A 22,887-nucleotide genomic window follows, 5' to 3' on the forward strand; every position below is an offset into this window, starting at 1 on the left:
ATGGCCGACGGCGACGTCCAGCAACCCGACTGCGACCTGTGGGACGCGGTCCGCGCACTGCTGCCCGCGAACGCCGGGTGGCCGCCGGACAGCGAAACGCTCGCGGAACACCAGTCCGGCCAATGGACCAAGGCCAAAGACGTGTTCAACGCCTCCATGGACATCGTCGACTCGGCGGCGGCGAAGATCCACCCGCCCGGTGGAGCAGGCGGTACCTGGCCGGACCCGGCCGGCGGCTTCATGCAACGCGTCATCGCGAAGGCGAACGGCAAGGAGGGGTTCCGCCAGATCGCCGACGCGATGGCTGGCATGGCCTCCGAGTACCACCTCTACAAGGAGATCCTCAAGAGCGCCAAAACGTCGATCAAGGACTACGTCGAAGACCTGAGCTGGCAGTACACCGCGATGGGCTTCGGCATACCGCGCCAGGCGAAGCGCAACCAAGAGGACTTCGCCAGGGGCGTGGCGTCCAACGTCCTGAAGATGTTGGAACAGCACGCCGGCTGGCTCAAGGACCCGAGCACCCTCCCGCAGCCGGAGGAACCCAGCAACAACTTCTTCAGCGGACTGTGGGATTCGGCGAAGGATCAGGTCAAAGCGCTGGCGGGGCTCTTCGGCCGCGGCGAGGACGGCAGCTGGTCGGTGTTCAACGCCCAGGTGGCGTGGGGCCATATGGACAAACTCCTCGCCGGGCTGGCGTTGTACTCCCTGCCCGGCGATCTGGGCAGGCAGATCGACAACCGGCTGCTCGACGGTGTGCTGGGCGAATATCTCGCCGACGCGGGCAAGGCGTTCGTCGACTACGAGAACTGGGACAACGCTCCTTTGCACGCCGTCGGTTACACCACCGGCATGGTCGCCGGGCTGCTCGGCCCCACCCGGGGTGTCGGCGCCGCGGTCAAGCTCGCCGGAAGAGGATTCAAGGCCCCGAAGGTCATCAAGTTCGGGGAGGGAATCCAGAAGGCCACTCTGACCAACGGCGTCATCAAGTCCATCGGCAAACTCGACGACACCCTCAAAGCGCGGAGGATCGCGAAGGGGGACGAGTTCGCACTGCATCCCAGCGTCACCCCCGAAGTCGCGCGCTTGATCCACGACCGTCCTCAGGGGTCTCCCAACGCGGTCCCGCACGGCAACGGCACCCCGGAACCGCACGGGCCCGGCCCCACCAAACCGCCTGCCACGCAGGTGCCGCATCCCGAAGCCCGCCCGGAGCCGACTCCACCGCGCGACGGGAACCCACCGTCGAACCCGCCGGTGCGGGAGCAGCATTCGCCGCCCCCCAACGGTCACGGCGAACGGCTCGCCGGTGAGGCCCCGCGTGCGGAACCGCGGGCTCCGCACGGCGACCAGACGCCGGTGGCCAAGAACGACGGTCCCGGGAGTCCCAACCGAGAGCCAGGCCCTTCCACCACCGAACCACCCGCCGCCCGCCACGATCCTTCCCCGGAAACCCCCGAACCACGGGAGCCACAACCACATCGGAACGCTCTCGACGGCACACCGTCGCCTGCCGCGGACCACGCGGCCGCACCCGGCGCCGAAGGCAGGCCGTCGAGCCATGGGGCCGAGGCCACGCACACCCGAAGTGCCGACACCCCGTCGAGCGCGCCGGGCCGGGAGGCACCCTCGGCCACCCCGCCCCTGCACACGACCGTGGGGGATTCCCCGGCCAACGCGGCGAAACGGGCGGACACGGGCGGACCGGAACGCGGGACGCCACCCAAGCCGTCCGCGGACGAGATCAGGCGGCTTCTCGACGACCGCGCGATGGCTCGGCTGGAGCGGAAGCTCTACGAGGACGCGCAAAAAGCGGACGGAGGCGTCGTCTACCCGGACCACGTCGTCAGGGACTGGGTCCGATACGCGGCGCATTCCGAATCCGTCCGGGCCGGGCACGGGACGCCCGGTGAGCTTCCGGCCCGGCCCCGAACGGGGCTCCGTTCGGACGAAATACTCCGCCAACGCGGGGCACATCCCGAACCCGAAACCGGCGGCCCGCACGGCAACGACAAGAACTCGGCCGGAAAACCCTCCCGCAGCGACGAGCACGGCCGCCGGGGCACATCGGATCCGGACCGCCCGGGGGCGGAGAACGTCCGGAACCCACCACGGCGGCTCGGGCTGGACGAGTTCGCCAAGGAATACCATCCGAGCGAGTACCGCAGAGCCCACGGGGACGACGGCGGGCCACCGGACGAAGGTCCGTCCGGTGGGGGAACCGCGAATCCGGATCGGCCATCGCCAGGCCCATCCGGCTCCGGGGGCGCCGCACAGACCGAGGTCGCGCGAGGCGGCCTCGCGCTCGAAACACGGCCGCCCGCCGTCGAAAAGGCTCCGCAACCGGTCGGCGCGCCCACCGCGGCCAAAGCCCAGGTCGAAACACCGAAGCCCGAGCCGCGGACCGCTCAGCCCATCCCGGACAAACCGGCCGTCCCCCGTCCGGACGGCACGCCCGAGCCCCTGCCGCCGATGACGGTGACCCCGGTGGAGATCCACCCGGATCCGGTCACCGGGCCGGGAAAGCCGGTCGATCCCGCCGTACCGTCACGCATGAACCCCGGGTGGGCCGAACCGCCCCGGTTCGGCGATCCCGAGCCGCCTCGGTTCGGCGATCCCGAGCCGCCTCGGTTCGGCGATCCCGAACCGCCCCGGTTCGGCGACCCCGAACCACCTCGATTCGGCGACCCCGAGCGGCCGAGTGTCGGCTGGCCGGTGCGCCCGGTTCCGGGTGACCCGCCGGTCCGGCCCGATCGCGCCGGCGATCCGTCGCCGCCCACCCTCCCCCGGACATCCCCGCCCTCGGAGAAGCCCGGCGTTCCGGTGCTCCCGGACGTCCCGCGGATCCCGGAAATCCCGGAGTTGCCTCGAGAACCGGAGATCCGGGAACTGCCAACGGACCCCGAAGTCCCGGTGGTTCCCGAAGGTGCCCGGATCGCCGAACTTCCGACGGATCCCGAAATCCCGCTCCTGCCCAAGGAGCCGGAGATCCCCGAGCCGCCGAGGGAACCGGAGATTCCCTCGGATCCGCTCCGGGCCGCGCAAGAGAAGCCTGCTCCCGAGTTCCGGCCATGGGACACGTGGCACGACCCCGGGGCGCGGGAGCCGTGGCCGCGACCGGAGGGCGTCCAGGAGTACATCGACGGTCTCATCGAGCGCGGCGCCCCGAAAGCGGAGGCCGAGGCCGGGTCCGCCGCGGGCGAAGCGCATCTCGACGACGTGGCTTTCGGGGTCGCGAGCGACAAGGAACTGTCCCCCGAGGACTGGGCGAAAGTCGCGGCGATGGACGACTACGCCCCCGAGCTTCCCGAGCTCCGTGCCCAGTTGGACCACGTGCGGGTGAGCGACCCGGAGCGCTACGCCGGTCTGGTCGGACTGCTCTCCGACCCCGGATTGCCGTTCGACAAGAGGCTCTTTTACGCGACGACGTTCCTCATGCCTCCCATGCCATCGCCCCTTCCGGCGCAACTCCGGTCCGCGGCGCCGTCGGTCCGGGACCGGCTGGAGCGAGCCGTGGCCGACGGCATGATGCCGCCCGAGGAGTTCCAGCGGCGTAGGACGGCGTGGGCCGACTTCGTCGTACGGGCCGACGGGCTACGCGAATCGATCGACGAGGCGAACAGGACCGACGACGTCCGGCCGCTACTCGGCGAACTGCGCGCGTTCAGCGAAGCCTTGCGCGAGTACGCCAGAACGCACGCGGATTCCGCCGTCCCCGCGTGGCGTGAGGTCGTCCGATTCGATCTGCTGGACCCCCATCGGCTGCGGACCCTCCGGCCATCGGTCACCGAGGATGGCCACTTCGACGTCGTGACCCAGGCGATCGTGGCGCATTGGTTCGATTCGATCTTCGGTGCGCCTGGGCTGGACTACGCCACCAGGGCCGCCGCCCTCGCGGTGCCGCTGGACAGCGCGGCGCTGAAGCAGCGTTTCCCCAATGTGGACGTCGATGCGGTCTTCGGAGACCTGGTAAGGGTCGACAACCCGCTCGACGGCATGTTCATGACGGAGACGGGGACCGGGTTTCTCCGCCCTCAGCTCGGGATGGCCGATTTCATCACCACCATGCTGCACGAGTTCGCGGTGCACGGTCTGCAGGATCCGGCCTCCGTCCCCGCCGCCGGGCCATGGACCGACCTCCTGTTCCGCGTTGCTCACGAATTCCAGGGCCGGAGCGGGGAAATCCTGGTGGCCGAGGCGATGCGCGCCGAGGCGGAGAAGTCGATCGTGCCGCCGGAACTTCGCCGCGACGTGTCGGATCTGCCGCGGTTGTCACCGAAGGCACGGGATGCGCACCAGCTCGACCAGGTGATCCGGATCGAGGCCGGTGGCCTCGCCCCCGAGCACAAAGCGGCGTTGACCGAACAGCTGATGGCGATCGGGGTCGGCCATGAACGCGATCTGACCCGGATCCGCGACGCCGTGGCGGGCGGCCCGAAGATCCGGAACCCCGTGGTCGAAGCCTTCGAGGCCGATCCGCACGGATTCACGACCAAGTATTCCCTGCCCAAGCCACCGGATGAGCCCGAACCGCCGGACGCGCCGTCCCCAGGGCCCGTCGATCACCCGACCCCGCCTGGGCCGGGTATGCCACCGTCGGCGGCGTCGTCGGACACTCACACGGATCCGTCCGGTCCGGTGACACTCGGCGGACAGCCGCGCCCTGACCCGCGTGTTCCCGCCCGGCAGCCCGAATCCGGGGTTCCGGCGAGCACACGGACGCCTTCGCCGCTGCCACCGCCCGGAATCCCCTTCACCGTATGGCGCGAACTGAGCGCCGCCGAACGGCTCGCGCTCGCCACCCTCCACTCCCGCGGCCTGAACGCGGCGGGCACCCTGACGGCGACCGTCGCCCAGGTGCGAAGCAAGACGAAGCCGACCGCGATGCGGAAACTCCCCCGCCTGCTGGGCAAAATGCCCGCGGGCCGGCGAGCAGAGGTCGAAGCGCGGCTGACCGGATTCACGCTCGAGGGACCGGCACCGTCATTCCCGCCGCGCTACCTCGATCGGACGGGGGATCTCAGTGGACCGGCCACCCTGACCGAGGCCGACCACAAGAGCCTCGGCCACGTCGCCGCGCTCGACCGGGAGATCGGCCGGTCGTGGGCGAACCCGTGGCGACGGCGACGGCTGCTGGACGAACTGAGCGGTCTCCTGGACGAGCTGGGCCTGAACCCGAACCACCGCGATTTCGCACACCGGGCGGCCGCGCTGGAGAACCATCCGGTCGCACCGGTGGTGTGGCGGCGGCTCGGCCCGCTCGACGATCCGCACGGACTCCCCGTCACCTCCGACAACCTCGTGACCCAGCTCAGCGGAACGATCATCCCCGGCACGGTCCCGAGCGCGGTGTTCATCGCCATGGGCAGCGTGCAGGCAGGCATCGCCTACACGCTGACGACCTTCCTCGCCGCGGTGACCGCCGGTCTGCTCACCCGGCGGCACGAGATCGGGGACGACGCGGCCATCGCCGCGCGAAGGAAGGAACTGGACGCTCTGCGGCAGTACGAGCAGGTCTTCATGCCGACAGATCGGCTACGGCTGCACCTGCGACGGCTGGGACTGCCCGAAGACCACGGCCCGGATCTGGCCGCGGTCAAGGCCCCGGAAGACCCCAGCTCGCCCGGCACACAGAAGCTGCGGTACTTCTACCTGCGGTACGGCGTCCCACCGCTGACCGGGGTCGGGGTGGCGGTGGCCCCGGTGCTGGAGCTGGCGGCGTCGGCCAGGTTGGGGCTCGCCATCGGCGGTGGCGTGGCCGCCATCGTGGCGCCGCTCCTCCAGTGGAAACGGGCGCGCGCCAAGGTGAACACCGAACTCCGGGCGGGCGAACGCAACGCCCGCGCGCTCCTGACCGAGGCGAAACACGCCGAGGACGTGGCCTACCGCGAACAGGTACGTGCACTGAGCGGCCGTCCGATCGCCGATCCGAACGCCCCGGGCCCCGCGCCGGACCCGGTGGACCCCGACCTGCCGATGAGCGCCACCACGACGGAGGGCGTCGAAGGGCTCGTCCAAATCGGACGGCGGGTGGTGCCACCGTCCCAGCCGAAACCCCTCGACCCGAACGCGGTGTTCAAGGTCACCCTGTACGAAGCCATGGTCGACTACGGCATCGCCAAGGCGTTGCTCGTCCTTCCCGCGATCCCGTTGGTCAGCCGCGCCGACAAGATCGAGATGATCAACAAGGTCGCCAGGACGGCCGTCGACAAACGAGCCAGGTTCGAAGCGGAGCAGGCGAAGGAGCGAGAACTCCAAGCCTCGCAGGTGGCCGCCCTGGAAGCCGCTCGCACCGCGGCGGCCGATGCGGTGGCACCACGTCCGGGCCTGCTCCGCCGCATGTTCGGCGAATCGCCCACCGAGACGGCTCCGGTTCCGGCACGCCCGGCGGAGACCACGCCTCCGCTGTCACCGATTCCCGCCGAGAGGCCGGGCTCGGTGACGAAGTCCGACTACAAGAACATCCAGCGCGCGCTCGCCGTCGTGGGCGCCTTCGGTTCGGCCGCCACCGCGCTGGCACTCGGGCTGGACGTCGCCTACGCGGTCGCGGCGCTGACCGGGGTGGCCACCGGAGGCTGGGTGGGCCGGGACAAATGGCGGCACCGGCAGGTCGAACTGGCCGCGAGGAACAAGAAAGCCGACGCCGACGCGGTGACCGGCTTCGAGGACTTCGAGCACGACGCCACCGCGCTCGCCGACTTCCTCACCGAACGGCTGACCGATCCCCTGCTGTCCATCGCCGAGGACGCGACACGAGCGGGCCGCTCGGATGTACTCGATCTGCTGGCGAACATCTGGGGAATGCTGGCGAAGAACGTCGAGGGCGGGCCGGAGACGACATCGCCGGCGACACCTTTCGACGACCTCGGACCGCTGCCGATCGAGGGCGACCGCTGGCACGATCCGGCGGTGCGGGACCGCGCCCTGACCGCACTCGAAGAGATCCGCCGTTCGGCCGCGGCCGAACGGTTCGGACTTGCCGTCCACTCCGGCGATTGGTCGACGCTGCCCGAACGGCTCGGTCTGCTGGCAGGCGTCCTCGACCTCGCTGCCCGGGCGGTGACGCATCTCGGCCGCATCGGGGAGAACGGCGCCGGGCCGGTACAGACGACGGTCGCCGCGCTGAACGACGCCGTACACGACTACCAGCAGGGCGGGCCAAGGTACCTCGAACCACCCGAGCATATTCGGGCGGCCCGAGCGAATTTGTCCGAAGTGGACAGTGCGGCCGCCCGTTACCTGGACCGGAGCGCACCGACGTGGCGCCGCCCCCGCACCGCCGACATGCGGGCCGCGCTCGACGCCGTGGACGCGGCCATCCACCGGTACCGGCGGCCCGCCGTCCCAGGCGAGCACTCGACGGGCGAAGAGGCCGCAGTGCACGAAGCCATCGATCGCTATGAACGTCTCCGGGATCCGAACCGGCATGAACCGTCCCCGGCCGTGCTGCGGGCGGCGGTCACCGAGCTGCGGAACGCGATCGACCGGCACCGGCGGGAGACCGCGCCGGGCTGGCGGTGGCCGGAACCCGCCACCGACGAGGTCATGACCGCGCTGACCGGGTTGAAACACGCGATCACCCGCCATCACCAGCTCAGTGCCACGCACCGGACGAACCCTCGCGCCGGTGACGTCACCGCCGCGCTCAACGAGATCGAGCGGATCATCGATCGCTACCGGCGCGAAAGCGCGCCGAAGTGGCGTGAGCCCGCCGGTCAGGAAGCGAAACTCGGCCAGGTGCTCGGTGAACTGCACTGGGCCCTCCACCACCATTGGCTCGTCAGCGCTCCGCGTGGACGCGCGTCCACCGGCTACGACAAGGCTTTGAAGGCCGCGGACAAGGACCTGAAGAAGGCGATCTACGCCGTCAAGAAGCTGGACGTCGCCGGGCTGAAGGGAAAGCCCGTCGAGCCGGCTCCCCTGCCTGCCGGGCACGCGCCGAGCACCGGGCAAGACGTCCACTACGCACCCTCGGGAATGTCCGTCGGGCACGCGACGGAGACGCACAAGGCGCATCTGCGGACGATGCTCGCGAACCGGCCGGATCCCGCCCAGCCGTACGTGGTGACGGTGCACGACGACGGCGCGCTTCCCAGCCCCGAGGAACTCGCCGCCGCGACTCTGCGCAGCGAGTACTACACACCGGGGCGGCCGGTGCGGCTGCATTCCTGTCGCTCGGCGACGTGGGCGCGGCGGTTCGCCATCGCGCTGGGCGCCCCGGTGGTGGCCCCGGTCGCCGACCTGCACGTGCTGGGCCGTCGGACCGAACTGCCGGACGGCACGGTGCTGCCGTTCGGGCAGGAGGTCGTCGAGGGGTACGCGATCGGCGACGGGTGGGCGGAATTCCCGCCGAGCGGGAAGAGGCCGGTCATGCTCCGCTCGGCGGCGGGCTCCCGCCCGGTCACCCTCGACGAGCTGAACAGCGCGAACCCGGTCGCGCTGGGACATCCCGACGATTTCGCGAAACTGTTCAGGAGCACACAGCTCCACGAACTGAGCTCCCTCCACGCCGGGACCGCGCGGCTGCGCCCGGCGGAGGCCAAGACGTATCTCGAGGAGTTCCATCCGCAGCTCGGCAAGGTCAATCCCGGGTTCCACGAGGAAGACGCGGTGGCCCGCGGGTACACGACGAACTGCACCCGCGCGGTGGTCTATCACGAGCGCCGCCGGCTCGGCGAAGATGTCACCGCGCCGCCACTGCGGCCGGAAGACGCCGCGCTCGGCACCCTGGGTTATGTCTCCGACCGGCTCGGCGGTGAGTGGGACCACAGCCACGGCACCAGCTACGACAGCGTGATCTCCGCGATGCTGGACCGGCCGGTGGGTGCGATGGCCGTGATCGCCGTCGACTCCAAAACCCCCAAGGGCGCGGAGAACAAGCATGTCGCGCTGGTGAGCAGGGACCGGCACGGGATCGTTTTCCTCGATCCACTGGACGGCGCGCTGATGGAATTACCGTTGAGGCCGACGAAGATCTCCCTGCTGCCCTACACGGACGCGAACACGCCGTCCGGGAATCTCCACCTGCCGGAACCGGCGAGAAGTCGTGAAGTGGGCGAGAAGGTCGTCACGACGTCTCCTGACGGCGAGGCCGTCTACCGATCGCTGACGGAGTTGTCCTCCGACTTCGGTTTCAACGGGCATCCCGCCTACGACCGTTACCCGCCCTCCCCGGAATCCGGGCCGGAGGACGGCTCGGCGTTGTTCCGTGCGACGCCGCTCCACTCGCTGCCCGCGATGGACGCGGACACCGTGGACGGCCGCTGGCGGGAGGCCGTCGCGTTCATCATGGAGCACTTCCCCCAGCTGCCCGAGACCAATCCCGGCTACTACGCGGACTGGGCCGCCCAGCTCGGCTTCCACACCAACTGCACTCGGTCCGTGGTCTGTTTCGTCCGGCGGTCGCTCGGCGAAGAGCTGACGGCACCGCCGGTGCCGGTGGAACTCAAGGACGACATCGCCACGCTGGACTACGTGTCGAACAATCTGGGCGGGCGATGGACGGAAATCGAGGATGCGAGTTACGACGGTGTCATCTCGGCCATGCTGGCCCGTCCCGTCGGAACGCTGGCAGCGGTGAACTTCTTCTATCAGAAGGACAGGAAGACGACCGGATCGCATGTGGCACTGGTCGCCCACCACCCGGGCGGAGTCGTGTTCCTCGACCCGCTGACGGGCTGGCTGACCCTGCTCGAGGAGATCCCCTTGCAGATTCTGTTGCTCCCCTTCCCCGGAAATCGAGGTGTTTAGTGCAGGCGCAGGAAGCGGTCGCGAAGGTCGAGGAATGGCTGCGAGCCGGCGGCGAGTACGCGGTCCGGGTCGATCAGGCGCATGTCCTGCGCGTACCAGAGGGCTGGTTCGTGCCCTACGACACGATTCGCGCGCTGGACGGCGGTGACCGGCTGGCCTCACTGGTGCCGAAACCGGCGCTGATCGTGCGTGAGGACGGGGAACTGCGTCGTCCGGACACCGGCAGGGAAGGGACTGGACCGAGCAGTCCGGTACCGATGGCGGGTGAGGACGACTGGCGGGAGATCCTGGAACCCGAGTTCCGCCGCAGCGGTGTCGCCTATCTCGGTGTCCCCTCCCGAGCGGTGATGGCATGGCGCAAATACGCTCCCGACGGCTCCGCGACCGGCGAGACCCGGGGCAATCCGGACTACCGGCCCGGTCCGGAACGGCTGGGGTACCCACCCATGGACACCCCGGTGGACCACCTCCTCGGTTACCTGGCCGCGGAGTGGTACGACCGCGCGCGGTATCTCGCCGGTCTGCTGTGCGCGGAGGTGCTCATCCCCCTCGATTTCCGGACCGAGCAGGTCCTTCCCCTGCTCTGGCAGGAAGAACCGCGCACGCTGCGGGTCTTCGGTTCGCGACGGCGGTTGCCACCCGGTACGGAGAAGTGGTTGCGCCTGGACGTCCTTTCGTTCGTCCGCGAGTTCCCCGGAGTCGGTTTGTCGATCAATCCCGGCTCGTTCCCGTCGGATACCGTCGACGCGGCCGAGCTGGCGGACGCCGTGCCGCGGTGGCCGGATTTCCTGGCCACCACCCGCGTCGTGGAGGTCTCACCGGAGTATTCGGAGTCCGTGCTTGTCGTGGCCGAGCGGATCAGGGACGAACTGGGGCTCGCCGGACCCGTCACCGGGCTCAGGGAAGCCGCCGCCAAGGCACGGTCGGCCGGTTTCGAGCTCTCGGAGCGGGAATGCGAGCTGTTCGTCCTCGGCAGGGCCTGGGAACAGCGCAACGCCGTGCCGGCCGACCCCGCCGGACGGCATTGGCCGGACGACCTCCACGCCAACGGGCTCGCCGCCGGGTACGACGAGGCGGGCCGGATCCGGCCACACGCGGCGACCTTCGGCAAATTCTTCCGTCATGCGGCGGATGACGGCGAGTCCGCCTGGCATCGCGTCGCCGGAGCGTTCACCGGATTCGCCCTCGGCGAGTCTCTCGGCTCGGCGGTGGACACGCTCGGCTGGGCGGAGATCGTGGCGCGCTTCGGCGAGAACGGGATCACCGGACCGCCCGGGGCCATCCGGATCGGCCCGCTCACCCGGCGGTTGCTGTTCTGCACGGAGGGTCTGCTGCGAGCGCTGCCCAGTCCGTACCGGGGTGCCGTGCCGAGTGGACTGATGACCGTCGGCGTGCGGGCAAGACGGCGCGAGCAGGACGGCTGGCTCAGCCACGTCCCGGAACTGCGTGCGATCCCGCCGGAGGCGCCGGGTCCCGGTGACGACGCCGGTTTCCTCGTGCCGGGCATCGTGGCCGCGCTGTGCGGCCGGACGGCCCCGCGCGTCGCCCGCCTGCTGGTCTCAGGCGATGGCGCCGGCGAAGAGACCGCCGAGGCCGCTTCCGTGGTGGCGGGGCTGTTCGCCGAGCTGTTCCAGCGCGAACCGGCGCCACCGCACGTCCTCGCGCGGCGGCTGATCGACTCGGGCACGGCGACCGGCCCGGTGGCCGGGGTGCTGGCCGCCGCGCTGGACCTCGGCGGCGTCGATCACTTGCCGGCGGCCGGTACTTCCGCCGTGGACACCCTGGGACAGTCCATGGCCGCGGTGTTCGGGCATTTCTTCGATCCACAAAGGACGATGCTCGCCGCGGTCAACCACTCCGGCCGCAGCGCGATCGCCGGCGCGCTCGCCGGAGCCGTCGCCGGATCGCGAGCCGGGATTCCCGGCCTGCCACCGGGCTGGCTCGCCCGGTTCGCCGCACGCGACCTGGTCGAGACCGTGGCGGGTGACGCCTTCTGGCACTTCTCCGCGCATCCGCCGTCCGCGGACGAGTGGGCGAGGCGCTATCCGCGGGATCTATGACAGGGGCGGGATTCCGCCTGCCGATCGCGCCGGCGGCGAGGTGGCCGGCGCGAGTGAGTGGCCGGCCCGGCCGCACCGCGCCACATCTGGCTTACCTCTCACTATGACCGCGGCAGGCCGAAGTGCCGCAGGAGGTCGGCCAGCTGCTCGTACGGTGGCCGCGGTCCGCCGTCGAATGTGCACCAGGCCGCGGACCCGAGGAGCTCGATCCGCGCGGTCGGGGCACGCTCGGCGTGCTCCACCCCGCGCGCCGCGACTATCTCTTGTCCGGCAAGGAGTCCGTAAGGCAAAGCGGGACGACTCGGCGTGCTGGAACGCGAACCTCCCCGCCTGCCGGGATGCACCGCGACGAGCATCAGCCGCGCGGTCCCGGCGACCTGCCCGGCGAGCGAGGCGACGTCTTCCGGGCGGACGGTTCCGGCCCCAGGGCCGCTCAGTAGCGTCTCCTCGACCAGGCCCCGATCCGCGGACGAGACGCGTAGTTGCCCCGTCATCCCTGGGCCGACCACGACGAGCTGGGTGTGCCCCGGCGCCCGGTTCCGGCAGTATTCGGTGACCTCTTCCGCCGACCATGGCCGGGTGGCGGGCTCGGCGTTCCCCCATCCGGTGGGAGCTTCGCCGGTCAGCGCGCGCAGCGCCGCTTCGACGGCGGTCCCGAGGCGGAGCGGTGCCTCTGCCGGATGCACGACGCTGATCCGGATCTCGAGATCGCCGGTGTCGATCTCCGGCTCCTGCGGCGGGACGGCCCGCCTGCCGGGATCGCGAGCGAAACGCGTTCCGGTCCAGCTCATCGGGACACCACGGATCCCGTCGCGGTAACGGCTCGCGTCCTCCTGAACGATCCACTCCGCCGCGGCGTCGGCGAGCAACAGCTCCATCGGGTAGGTGATCCGGCTTTCCTCCGGGGTGAGCACCTGGAGAATCCTTTTGCTCCGCAAGGCGGATCGCGCCGCGTCGATCACCCACGAGGAAGCGGGCACGACACCGCGGGACTGCTCGACGATCAACGCCTCCTCGGTGGCCAGATCGGCCGCCGGATGCCCGGTCACCTGCTCGACCACGACAAGCCTCCCGTCCCGCCCACCAGCGCGTCGGTGAACGCCCTCGCGACGAACTCCGCCTCCGGGTCGTTTTCGGGAGCGCGGCTTTCCACCCACCACACCGGATGCGGCACTTCGGTCCCGGTGGCGATACCGAGCACCCGCCGCGCCTCGCCGGGGACACGCACCAACCGGGTTTCCTCGATGCTCAGGAGCAACCGGCCGTCGGGATGGCACAGCCGCACCAACGGCCGCCCCTTCACCGTGGACACGGTCAGCCCGCCGCTCAGCGGCAGGACCGCCTCGATGGCGGCCGCCGGATCCGGTTGTTCCGCGCACAGACCGATGATGTCGAAGGTCACGCGGTGATTAGACGTCCGCCGGGAGGGCCGTGACCGCCGCTGGCCGGAACCTGCCGCTTCTGGTCAGAGCGGCGCCATCCGGTACCCCGAACCCCGGACGGTGTGGATCAGCGGCGGATCCTTCAGCTTCCGCCGCAGCCGGGCGATCACGACGTCCAGCACGTTCGACGCCGGATCCGCCATCTCGTCCCACGCGTACCGGATGAGCTCCCGTCGCGAGACCGGCCGCCCGGTCGCGGCCAGCAGCCGCTCCATGACGAGATACTCCTTGCGGGTCACGGTGAGCAGGACCCCGGCACGGGAGATCTGGTGCCTGCCGGTGTCGAGTTCGACGTCGGCACAGCGCAGCACCACCGCTTGCCCGGCCATGTCCCGGCGGCACAGGCTGCGCACCCGCGCGATCAGTTCCGGCATCGCGAACGGCTTGACCAGGTAGTCGCCGCCGCCGACGCGTAAACCGTCGATCCGGTCGGCGACGCTGTCGCGGGCGGTGAGGAACAGCACCGGCATCGGCCATCCGGCGCTGCGCCGGTTGCGGACGTACGCCAGCGCGTCACCCGAAGGCAGCATCCGGTCGAACACCGCGCAGTCGTAGGCGTTCACCATCAGCGCCTCGTCGGCGCCGGGCAGGTCGGCGGCGGTGTCCACCGCGAACCCGTCCCCGCGCAGCGCGAACTCCAGCGCCACCCGCAAGTTTTCGTCGTCCTCGGTCACCAGCACCCGCACACTGGCACCTTAGTGTCAATCGGTGGACCTGTGTCCGCGATCGACGGGCGTCAGCGTGTGATCGCCACCTCCACGTCCGCCACGTGCAGCCCGCGCAGTTCCTCGACGGTCGGCATCCGGCCCAGCAACCGCAACCGTTGCGATTGCGCCTTGCGCGCCCCTTCGAACAGGCGGCGCGCGTCCCGCGCGTTGCCGAAGTTGACGTCGCCGGAAACACGCTGGAAGTGTCCGGTCAACACCGGGTCGGCGTCCGGATCGAGTGCGTAGTCGCCCGCGGTCACCATGCGACGGAAGATGGAGAGCAGCTCGCCGGGGCTGTAGTCCTCGAACTCGATCGTCTTGCCGAACCGGGACGCGAGACCGGGGTTGGCGGCGAGGAAATCGACCATCTCGCCGGTGTACCCGGCCACGATCACCGCCACTTCGTCGCGATGCTCCTCCATCAGCGGCACCAGGGTGTCGATCGCCTCCTGACCGAAGTCGCCGCCGGAACCGGCGAGCCGCGAAAGCGTGTACGCCTCATCGATGAAGAGGACACCACCCTTGGCCTCCTCGAACACGGTGGCCGTCTTCTCCGCCGTATGCCCGATGTACTGCCCGACCAGATCCCGGCGGGAGACCTCGCGGAACTGCCCTTGCGGCAGGATTCCCAGTGCCTTCAGCAGTTTCCCGTAGATCCGCGCGACCGTGGTCTTACCGGTACCCGGCGCGCCCGCGAAGATCAGGTGATGCGCGGCGGCGCCGATCGGCAGCCCCGCCCGGCGGCGCCATTCGTTGACCTGCAACTCGTCGACGAGCGCGTGTACCTCTTCCTTCACCCCTGGCAGGCCGATCATGGCGTCCAGTTCGGCCAGCATCTCGTCGAGTTCGAAGTCACCGGAACCGCCGCGTCCCGACGGATCGGCCGCGGCGGTGACGGTGGCGGTCGCCCCGTCGGCGATCGCGATCCCCGGTTCGGCGGTGCGCTCGACCCGGCAGGCGGTGACGGAACCGCCACAGCCCGAACCGAACACGATCCCGGAACCACCCACTTCGCTGACGGTGCACCGCTTCAACACGGGCGTGCTGTGGTGCGCCACGGCGATGCCCTCATGGCCCACGTTCGATATCGCGCAACCTTCGATGACGGGCCTCGCGTACTGGTAGACGTAGAAACCGCGCAGCCCACATCCGGTCACCGTGCAGTTGCGGACGACCGGATCGGCACCGGATCCGATGGTGATCCCGTCACCGGTCACGTTTTCGACGGTCGTGTCTTCGATCCTGCCGGGAGCGCCGTCGACGGCGATCCCCTGCTCGGCCGCGGAGATCACACAGCCGGTGACGGTGAAGGCCGCGGCCCCGCGGAGCGTGACGGCGGGACCGCGGCCGCCTGAGACGGTGCAGCGATCCATGACCAATTCGGTGTCGTCGGCGACGACCGCGGACGACGTGTCGGCCAACAGCTCCAATCCGTTCAGGACGAGCCCTCCGCCGGTGGCACGGACGACAGGCCGGTCTGCGCCGCGGCCGTCGATGACCACGCTGGCCCCCTTCGCCGCCGAAAGGGTCACCCGGAGCCCGGACAGTTCGACGGTCTCGGCGTACTCGCCGCCCGCGATGGTGACGACGGCGCCGTCGGACGCGTCCATCAACGCGTCGCCGATGGTCGGATACGCACCCGGCCGCTGGGCGACCAGCAGGACCCGGCCGGAGGTCGAGGTGGTCATCAGCCCGCCTTCGCCATCAGCCAGCCGCGGTCGACGGCCTTGGCGCCGGCCTGGAACCGGCTGCGGGCACCGAGCCGGTTCATGATGTCGGCGACCATCCGGCGCACCGTGCGCACCGAGACACCGAGCCGCGCGGCGGCGGATTCGTCGGTCGTGCCGGAGAAGAGCAGCGTCAGCAGTTCCTGTTCGCGGCAGGTGAGGATCGAAGCGTTCTCGGATTCGGGGAGGTCCAGCGGGACGAGCGGGGCGGCCGTCTGCCAGATCCGCTCGAACAACCCGACCGTCGCGGTGACCACGCCGGGCAGCCGGAACACCGCGGAACCGGCCTGCCTGCCTTCCGCCGGAAGGACGACCGAGGTCCGGTCGATCACCAGCGCGTCCATCGGGACCTCGGCGTCGGTCCGCACCTCGGCACCGGCCCGCGACATCCGGTTCAGCGCGCCGGACATCCGTGCGGAGTCGGGGAAGAGCACCTTGTGGCGTACCCCGGGGCGCACGTTCGCGAGCGCGATCCGCTGGAACGCGGTGTCCGTCCCCGTGCTCATGACGAGCACCTCGCCGGTCGCGTCCGCGAGCAGTTCGCCGAGCCCCGCCCGGTCGCCGCCCGGGCCCGCTCCCGTGACCAGACTGAGCTGGCCGGTCTGCACGGTCATCGCAGGTACCTCCCTCTTCCCCCGGCGCGGTGCCGCCGACGACGTCCTGTTCATGCCAGTTCCCCGCCGCCGGGGCGGTCACGGGCACCCGACGCGTTAGCGTTCAGGGGCACCGGGAACTGCACGCGTCTACTTTCGCTGTCCGAACATGAGGTTTTGATGACACGGGTGATGGTCGTCGAAGACGACGAGAATCTGCGGCTCGCACTGGTCACGCAGCTGCGCGCGGCCGGCTTCGCCGTCGACGAGGCGGGCGACATCGCGACCGCGGACCGGTTGCTGCGCGGAACGCACCACGACTGCGTGGTCCTGGACCGGATGCTGCCGGACGGCGACGCCATCGAATACGTGCACATGCGACGGCAGCTGGGCTGGCGGGCGCCGGTGCTGTTCCTCACCGCCCGCGACGCGCTCGCCGACCGGGTGGCGGGTTTCGAGCACGGCGGCGACGACTATCTCGTGAAGCCGTTCGTGATGGCCGAGCTGACCGAGCGGGTGGCGAACCTGTGCCACCGATCCGCGTTCGACCGGCCTTCGGTGCTGCAGCACGAAGACCTGGTGATGGACTGCGCGCGGCGTGAGGTGCGCCGCGCTGGCGTGCTGCTCACCTTGACCAACAAGGAGTACGCGGTGCTCGAATACCTGCTGACGAGGGCGGGACTGCCCGTGCAGCGGGCCGATCTGATCGAGCACTGCTGGGACGCGCAGGCCGATCCGATGTCCAATGTGGTCGATGTGGTGGTGAAGCGGTTGCGCCGCAAGCTGAAGGAACCCGAGCTGATCCACGCCGTCCGCGGCCTCGGCTACCGGCTGGGCGCCCGGTGAACACCCACTCCTCGGCCGACCGGCTGCGCAAGCTGCGCTGGACGCTGACCGCGTTGTTCACCGCGATGAACACGCTCGGGCTGGTCGTCTTCGCCTGGCTGCTCATCAACGAGGACGGTGACCAGGGCGAGGAACGGATCGACGCCGCGCTGAACCAGGTCACGTCGTCGGTCAGCAGGCTGGTCGAATTCGACGGCACCATCGGCTTCGGTCTGGTGAACACCGACGTGCTGAACGACCGCTGTCCCCAGTTCGCGATCCTGTCCGGCGGGGCACCCGCGTTCCAGCCGCACTTCTCGCGGTCGACCTGCGTCCCGATGAGCACGCAGCTGTTGAACGGCCTGGCGACCGAGGCGGTGAAGTCCGGCAAGCTGGTGCAGGGGCACCAAAAGGCGACCGACGGCGCCATGGTCAAGGTCCGCGCCGAACCGCTGCGCGACAGCGACGGCAAGACATTCGCGGCAGTCGTCGCGGTGCAGTCCACCGAGGCCGAAGACTCCGCTCACACCCAGTTCACGCTGCTGGTGATCGGCGGCACCGTGCTGCTGGTCGCGATACTGGGCTTCGCGGGCCACCTGCTGTCCGGCCGCTCGATCCGCCCCGCGGCCGCGGCCCTGCAGCAGCAAGAGGTCCTGCTCGCCGAGACCGCGCACGACCTCCGCACCCCGGTCGCCGCCCTGCGCGCGCTCGCCGAAACCGCGATGGCCAACCCCGCGCAATCCGCGGAACTCCTGCCGCGCACCGTCCGGCTCGCCGCGCGAATGGGCGGGATCATCGACGACCTGCTCGTCCGTGCCCGGCTGGCCGCGGGCGTGGAACAGCTGAGCATCCAGCCGATCTGGCTCGACCAGCTGGTGGTGGGCATCGTCGAGGACACCGCCACCGAAGGCGCCGAAGTCACCGTCACCGCCGCGCCCACGAAGGTCAACGCCGACCCCGCACTGCTGCAACGGGCGATCGGAAACCTCCTCGACAACGCCATGCGCTACGGCCGCCACCCGGGCGCGAAGGCGTTCGTGCACCTGACCGTCGCCGGCGGCACCGTGACCGTCGCCGACCACGGCCCGGGGATCGACACGACGATGGCGGGCGACGCCTTCGACCGGTTCGCCAGCACCGGCGGGTCTTCCGGGCTCGGGCTGTCGATCGTGCGGTGGGTCGCGCAGGCGCACGGCGGCACGCTCGCGGTGTACAACGCCGACGAGGGCGGCGCGATCTTCGAACTGCGGTTCCCGGTCAGCGGCTCCTGACTTCACCGTCCACACCGGGCTGAAGGGAGCTTTCCCCGCATCTCATGCGGGGAAAGCTCCCTTCAGCGCGTCGGGGTCGGTCAGCCGCCCAGGGTTTGGCGCCGCGCGGCGGCCGGGTCGAGGCTCGGCCCCTCGGGCAGCCGCGCCACCAGACCGGCGGGCAGCCGCACCGGACGCGCCGACGGATAGCCCAGCATCTTCAGCACGTCGGGTGAAGCCAGCGGATAGCGGCGCCCCATGTCGGTCACGACGGTCAGCGTTCCGACAGCCGCGGAAGGGGAGGGCATCGCTTCGACGACGATCGCGCTGCCGGGCGGCACGTGGACGCGGTCCGCGAGCGGGGTCCCGGAGGCGGTCCGGCGGGCGGTCGTGGACATCGGGTCCGCGGGCGGCATCGCCGGATCGACGGTCAGGGCGGGGGCCGCAGAACCGTCGCCGAAGGTCGCGCACACGGTGGTGTCCTGGTCGCGCAGGCGCGCGATGGCCGGACGTGTGGCGGGTGCGGCGCCCGTGTCGGCCCGGACGGGGTCCAGCTGCCGGGACATCGTCGCCAGCGACGGCGCCAGCGGCACGGTTTTCGGTTCCCCGCCGGGATACGCGGCGAGCATCTGGGCGCTCGCGCGCTGGACGTCGTACTGCAGTTCGCTGATCGGCCGCAGGGCGTCCCGTTCGGCCAGATAGTGCTGCTGTCCCCCGCCGGAGGTCTGCACCATGAGCAGCATCCCGTTCCGGATGTCGGCCCGGCCCGGCACCGCGGTCGACACCTCACCCGCCGCGGCCACCGGCAGCGGGCCGATCGGCGTGCCTTCGGGGAGCACGTCGAGCCACGCCCGGCCGACCCGCGCCCACGGCTCGGCGGTCAGCGCGAGCCCGGTGCCGACGGCGCCGTAGTCGGTGATCCGGTGCCGATGCCCGCGCCACACGACGAACCGGTCGCCGGTCGAGGTCGATTCCACCAGCAGCGCCTGGTCCCCCAGTTCCGCACCGCCCGACGGCGAGGCGCCCGCCAACAGCACCGATTCCTCGATCCGGCTGCCCGCCAGGTCGCTCGCGGGCGCGGAGCACAGCGACCACGATCCGGTGAGCAGTTTTTCGGGCCCGGGCAAGCCGTCCGGCGCGTCGGCGATGCCGATCCGGGGCCCTCGCGGGACTCCGGCGAGTGATTCGCGCGAAACCCGTTCCGTGGTGCCGTGTTCGCCGAGCAGCAGCAGCGCGGACGCGTAGTTCGCGACGGGATGCAGCCGTTCGTCCAGGTAGACGTACCGGGTCCCGCTCTCCTTCTCCACGATGACGGCGGCGTTCTTGCGCCAGGCATTGTTCCCGCCGGGCACGATCATCCCGTAGACCCCGACGCACGCCAGCGCCACGATCGCCAGTGCGACACCGGCGAAAGCGGCACCGGAGGGACGGCGGAACGGCGGCTGCTCCGGGTCGGTCTCCCTCGTCACGAGCGCGGAAATGGCGCGCTGCACCAGGAATTGGTACGCCTGCAGTTGATCCCGTTTGGACGCCATGGTCTCAGCCCCCCAGTCCGCGCACGTAGCCGTACAGGCCGAGCACCGAACACGCCACCGGGACGACGGCGATCGTCACCAGGATCTCGAAGTACTCGGCGATCCGGCCGAGATACGGGTTGGCGGCGCGGGTGCTCAGCACGACACCGGAGGCGATCACACCCGCCGCCACCGCGAGCGACAACGGTCCGGCGAGGACGAGCAACAGCGAGCGGTCCGCCATGAGCGGGCCCGCCAGCAGGCATCCGGCGCCGAAGATCCCGGCCACCAGGATCGGCGTCCGTTGCCGCAGGATCGGGTACAGCCGTGCCCGCACCAGGAAACCCGCCGCCAGCAGGGCGACGAGGACGACCGCGGCCTCGCTGTCGCTGTGGATCAGCTGCAGCTGGCAGTACATGGCGACGATCGCCGCCCCGCCCAGCATCCCGGTGAGCAGCGCGTCCGCTCTGACGACGGCGGCGTGCACGAGTTCGAGCGGTGGCTGGGGATCGTCGCGGACCAGATCCGCGGTCGACCGCGGCAGCACCGGCATCGGCACCCGGCCGAGCCGCAGCGACAGCGGCGCGAACGTGGTCGAGAGCACGAGCACCCCGCCGCCGATCACCGCCGCCGACCGGTAGCCCGCCAGATCGTCGAAGGTGGCCAGCCAGCCGCCGAGCACGCCGAGCAGACCGACGGTGGCGGCTCCGGCGAACAGGGCGGGCGCGGCGGTCACCCCCAGGTGGCCGACGACGGCCGCGAGCAGCAAGGCCGCGCTCGCCAGCAACAGGTGACCGGCGGACAGCTCGCCGATCGGATCGTCGCCCGCCAGCAGCAGACCACCGCCGGCGAAGGCGAACGGGAGCGCGACGGCGGCGAGTACCGCCCCGGCACCAGCGTCGCGCAGTGCCCGCGCGAGCAGGACACCCGCCGCCAGCAACAATGCCGAGACCGCCAGCGCCCAGGCCGCCGGTGACGTCCACGGCGGGCCGGCGCGCAGTACCGCGAGCAGGCCGAAGGACATCGCCACCGCGCCGACGGCCAGCCCGGCCTGCCGCGTGTGCCGCGGCCCCCAGGCCTTGCCGGTGCGGCCGGAGCCGGTGGCGATCGCGTCCACGAGATCGTCGTACTCGGGCTCCGGCCATTCGGCGCGGCGCGGCGTCAGATGGAGGATCTCCCCGTCCCGGACCCGGTGCGCGCCCAGCGTCCGGTCCAGATCGAAGGCCGTACCGTCGGCGCGGCGCAACTGCCAGCCGCCGCCGGCGACCCCGTCGTCCGCCATTCCCTCACCCGCCCGCGCGAGCAGGCCGGGGAGGATTTCGGCGACGGACGCGTGTTCCGGCAGCGCCATGTCGATGCGCCGGTGCGGAGTGGTGATGGTGACCCTGACCAGGCCGGCAGTCTGCATGGGAAAAGGGTCGGCCAGCGGCGGGCCAGCCGGGCACCGGCGGCAGGAACCTGCCGCCGCGAAAGTACTCCGGAACCGGACTTCTTGCGCGACAATGGGGTCATGAGCATCGAGACAGGGCTGCTCGCCCAGGGCCCCATCGCGACCGTGTACGCGGGCAAGGATCCCGCCACGGGCAACGACTTCGCGATCAAGATGTTCCCCGGCACCTTCGACCGCGAGACCTCCGCGTGGCTCGAACGAGAGCGCAAGGCGCTGGCGACAGTGCGTTCGACGCGTTCGGTTTCGCAGATCACCGACGTCCTGACCCTTCCCGACGGCCGGTCCGGAATCCGCCGCGAACTGTGCCCGGGTTCACTCGCCGGTCTCCTGGATTCCGGTGCCCGGCTGGGGGTTCCCGACGTGCTCGCCCTCGGCGCCGCGATCGCGTCGGCACTCGCCGCGGCGCACGGCGCGGACGTCCTGCACGGCGGCGTGAGCCCGCACAACGTGTTGTACCGGGCCTCCGGCGAGTTCGTGCTCGCCGACTTCGGGGTGGCCCTGCGGCGGCGATTCCCGCGCGATCCGATGTACGCGGTCGAGTACACCGCCCCGGAAACCCTGCGCGACGACACGCTTTCCCCCGCGTCCGACCTTTATGGACTCGGCGCGGTGCTGTACGTCGCCTTGACCGGGAAGCCCCCGTTTCCCCGTCACACCGGGCAGCAGCCGGGCGAGCGGATCCTTCAGGTGCTGCGGGAGCCGGTCGCGCCGATCCAGGATCCGGCCGTCCCTGGCGAACTCGCCGCCACCATCATGCGGTTGCTGGCCAAGGAACCGGCCGACCGGCCGCAGGACGTCGCGTCGCTGGCACGGCTGTTCACGAAGCTGAGCCGTCCCGGCGGCGAGGTCGTCACCGGCGATTCCCCGGACCTGCCAAGCGAAGAGGAAGAGACCGAAGTCGAATTCGACGACTTCGCCGACGTTCACCGCCCCGCCGCCCCGGTCCACGCGGCCCCGTCGCCGGTCCAGGTGGTACAGGCGCCGCCGAGGGGCGGCCGCACCTTGATCCGCGAGTTCAGCGGACCGCTCAAAACCGAACGCGAGCTTCCGTGGAAGCCCGTCGCGCTGGCGGGCGCCGGGGTGCTCGCCGCCGGGCTCGCCGTGCTGCCGCTGGTCCTCGGCCCGGCGGAGATCGGCGGGCAGGCCGTCCCGGTGGCGGCCGCGATCCCGCCGCCCGCACCGGCTTCCGCGCCGGCGCCGGACGTCAAGCTGGCGCTCGCGCCGCCGCAGGACCAGAGCGACCACGTGCAGCTGACCTGGACCGCGGAAGGCGAACTGGACTTCGTCGTGATCATGGCGGGCGAGCGGCTCGAGACGAAACAGCTCGTCGCCCACCGTCAGCGCAGCCTGGACGTGCCCGTCGACCCGGCGCGCCGGTACTGCTTCCAGCTCAGGGCGACCGACGGACGGCACATCTACACCACCGAGCCGGTCGCGATCCGCGGCGCCCGCTGCAACCCGTGAGTACGTGAGCCGCGGCCGACGTTGCGAAAGCCACTTTCGCAACGTTGAAGGTTGCGAAAGTGGCTTTCGCAACCCCCGCGGCGACGGCCGAGCCGACCGAAGGCC

General features: G+C 70.8%; 12 protein-coding genes. 5 read left to right on the forward strand and 7 right to left on the reverse strand.

Translation table 11 applies throughout. From position 1 onward, the window contains the following. Nucleotides 1-9,750: a toxin glutamine deamidase domain-containing protein gene (locus tag AVR91_RS10275; RefSeq protein WP_063273603.1), complete on the forward strand. Its 9,750-nt coding sequence runs from the start codon at nt 1-3 to the stop codon at nt 9,748-9,750. Continuing rightward, nucleotides 9,750-11,810 (forward strand): YrhB domain-containing protein, encoded by a 2,061-nt coding sequence (locus AVR91_RS10280; protein ID WP_063273604.1) that lies wholly within the window; start codon nt 9,750-9,752, stop codon nt 11,808-11,810. The genes AVR91_RS10275 and AVR91_RS10280 overlap by 1 nt, the downstream gene beginning before the upstream one ends. A gap of 101 nt (nt 11,811-11,911) precedes the next feature. Here the strand turns inward: AVR91_RS10280 and AVR91_RS10285 are convergent, their stop codons facing one another. From AVR91_RS10285 to AVR91_RS10305, 5 genes are all read right to left on the reverse strand, one after another. Next, nucleotides 11,912-12,871, reverse strand: coding sequence for a DUF6177 family protein (locus AVR91_RS10285; RefSeq protein WP_063273605.1), 960 nt, complete (start codon nt 12,869-12,871; stop codon nt 11,912-11,914). Further along, nucleotides 12,856-13,212 carry a hypothetical protein gene (locus AVR91_RS10290; protein WP_063273606.1) on the reverse strand — a complete coding sequence of 119 codons (357 nt, stop codon included), beginning with the start codon at nt 13,210-13,212 and terminating at the stop codon, nt 12,856-12,858. Before AVR91_RS10290 ends, AVR91_RS10285 begins: the two co-directional genes overlap by 16 nt. 63 nt (nt 13,213-13,275) lie before the next feature. After that, a complete protein-coding gene (locus tag AVR91_RS10295) occupies nt 13,276-13,938 on the reverse strand; it encodes a winged helix-turn-helix domain-containing protein (RefSeq protein WP_063273607.1) in 663 nt (220 codons plus the stop codon). Between the two features lie 50 nt (nt 13,939-13,988). Continuing rightward, nucleotides 13,989-15,647: a right-handed parallel beta-helix repeat-containing protein gene (locus AVR91_RS10300; protein WP_063273608.1), complete on the reverse strand. Its 1,659-nt coding sequence runs from the start codon at nt 15,645-15,647 to the stop codon at nt 13,989-13,991. After that, the gene (locus AVR91_RS10305) at nt 15,647-16,300 is read right to left on the reverse strand and encodes a helix-turn-helix transcriptional regulator (RefSeq protein WP_063273609.1); all 654 of its coding nucleotides are present in this window, start codon (nt 16,298-16,300) and stop codon (nt 15,647-15,649) included. The genes AVR91_RS10300 and AVR91_RS10305 overlap by 1 nt, the downstream gene beginning before the upstream one ends. A 159-nt stretch (nt 16,301-16,459) precedes the next feature. On the opposite strand from AVR91_RS10305, the gene AVR91_RS10310 reads away from it, so the two are divergent. Further along, entirely contained in the window at nt 16,460-17,125 is a 666-nt protein-coding gene (locus AVR91_RS10310; RefSeq protein ID WP_172843577.1) for a response regulator transcription factor, read from the forward strand. After that, nucleotides 17,122-18,375 carry a sensor histidine kinase gene (locus AVR91_RS10315; RefSeq protein ID WP_063273610.1) on the forward strand — a complete coding sequence of 418 codons (1,254 nt, stop codon included), beginning with the start codon at nt 17,122-17,124 and terminating at the stop codon, nt 18,373-18,375. The genes AVR91_RS10310 and AVR91_RS10315 overlap by 4 nt, the downstream gene beginning before the upstream one ends. Before the next feature lie 80 nt (nt 18,376-18,455). Here the strand turns inward: AVR91_RS10315 and eccB are convergent, their stop codons facing one another. Beyond that, the gene (eccB, locus tag AVR91_RS10320) at nt 18,456-19,889 is read right to left on the reverse strand and encodes a type VII secretion protein EccB (protein ID WP_063273611.1); all 1,434 of its coding nucleotides are present in this window, start codon (nt 19,887-19,889) and stop codon (nt 18,456-18,458) included. 4 nt (nt 19,890-19,893) lie between these two features. Next, nucleotides 19,894-21,276, reverse strand: a complete 1,383-nt coding sequence (gene eccD / locus AVR91_RS10325) for a type VII secretion integral membrane protein EccD (protein WP_063273612.1) — start codon at nt 21,274-21,276, stop codon at nt 19,894-19,896. A 102-nt stretch (nt 21,277-21,378) separates the two neighbouring features. On the opposite strand from eccD, the gene AVR91_RS10330 reads away from it, so the two are divergent. Continuing rightward, a complete protein-coding gene (locus AVR91_RS10330) occupies nt 21,379-22,782 on the forward strand; it encodes a serine/threonine protein kinase (protein WP_063273613.1) in 1,404 nt (467 codons plus the stop codon). Nucleotides 22,783-22,887: the final 105 nt, after the last annotated feature.

It is taken from the genome of Amycolatopsis keratiniphila subsp. keratiniphila, from assembly GCF_001620365.2.
Taxonomy (GTDB): Bacteria; Actinomycetota; Actinomycetes; order Mycobacteriales; family Pseudonocardiaceae; genus Amycolatopsis; species Amycolatopsis keratiniphila.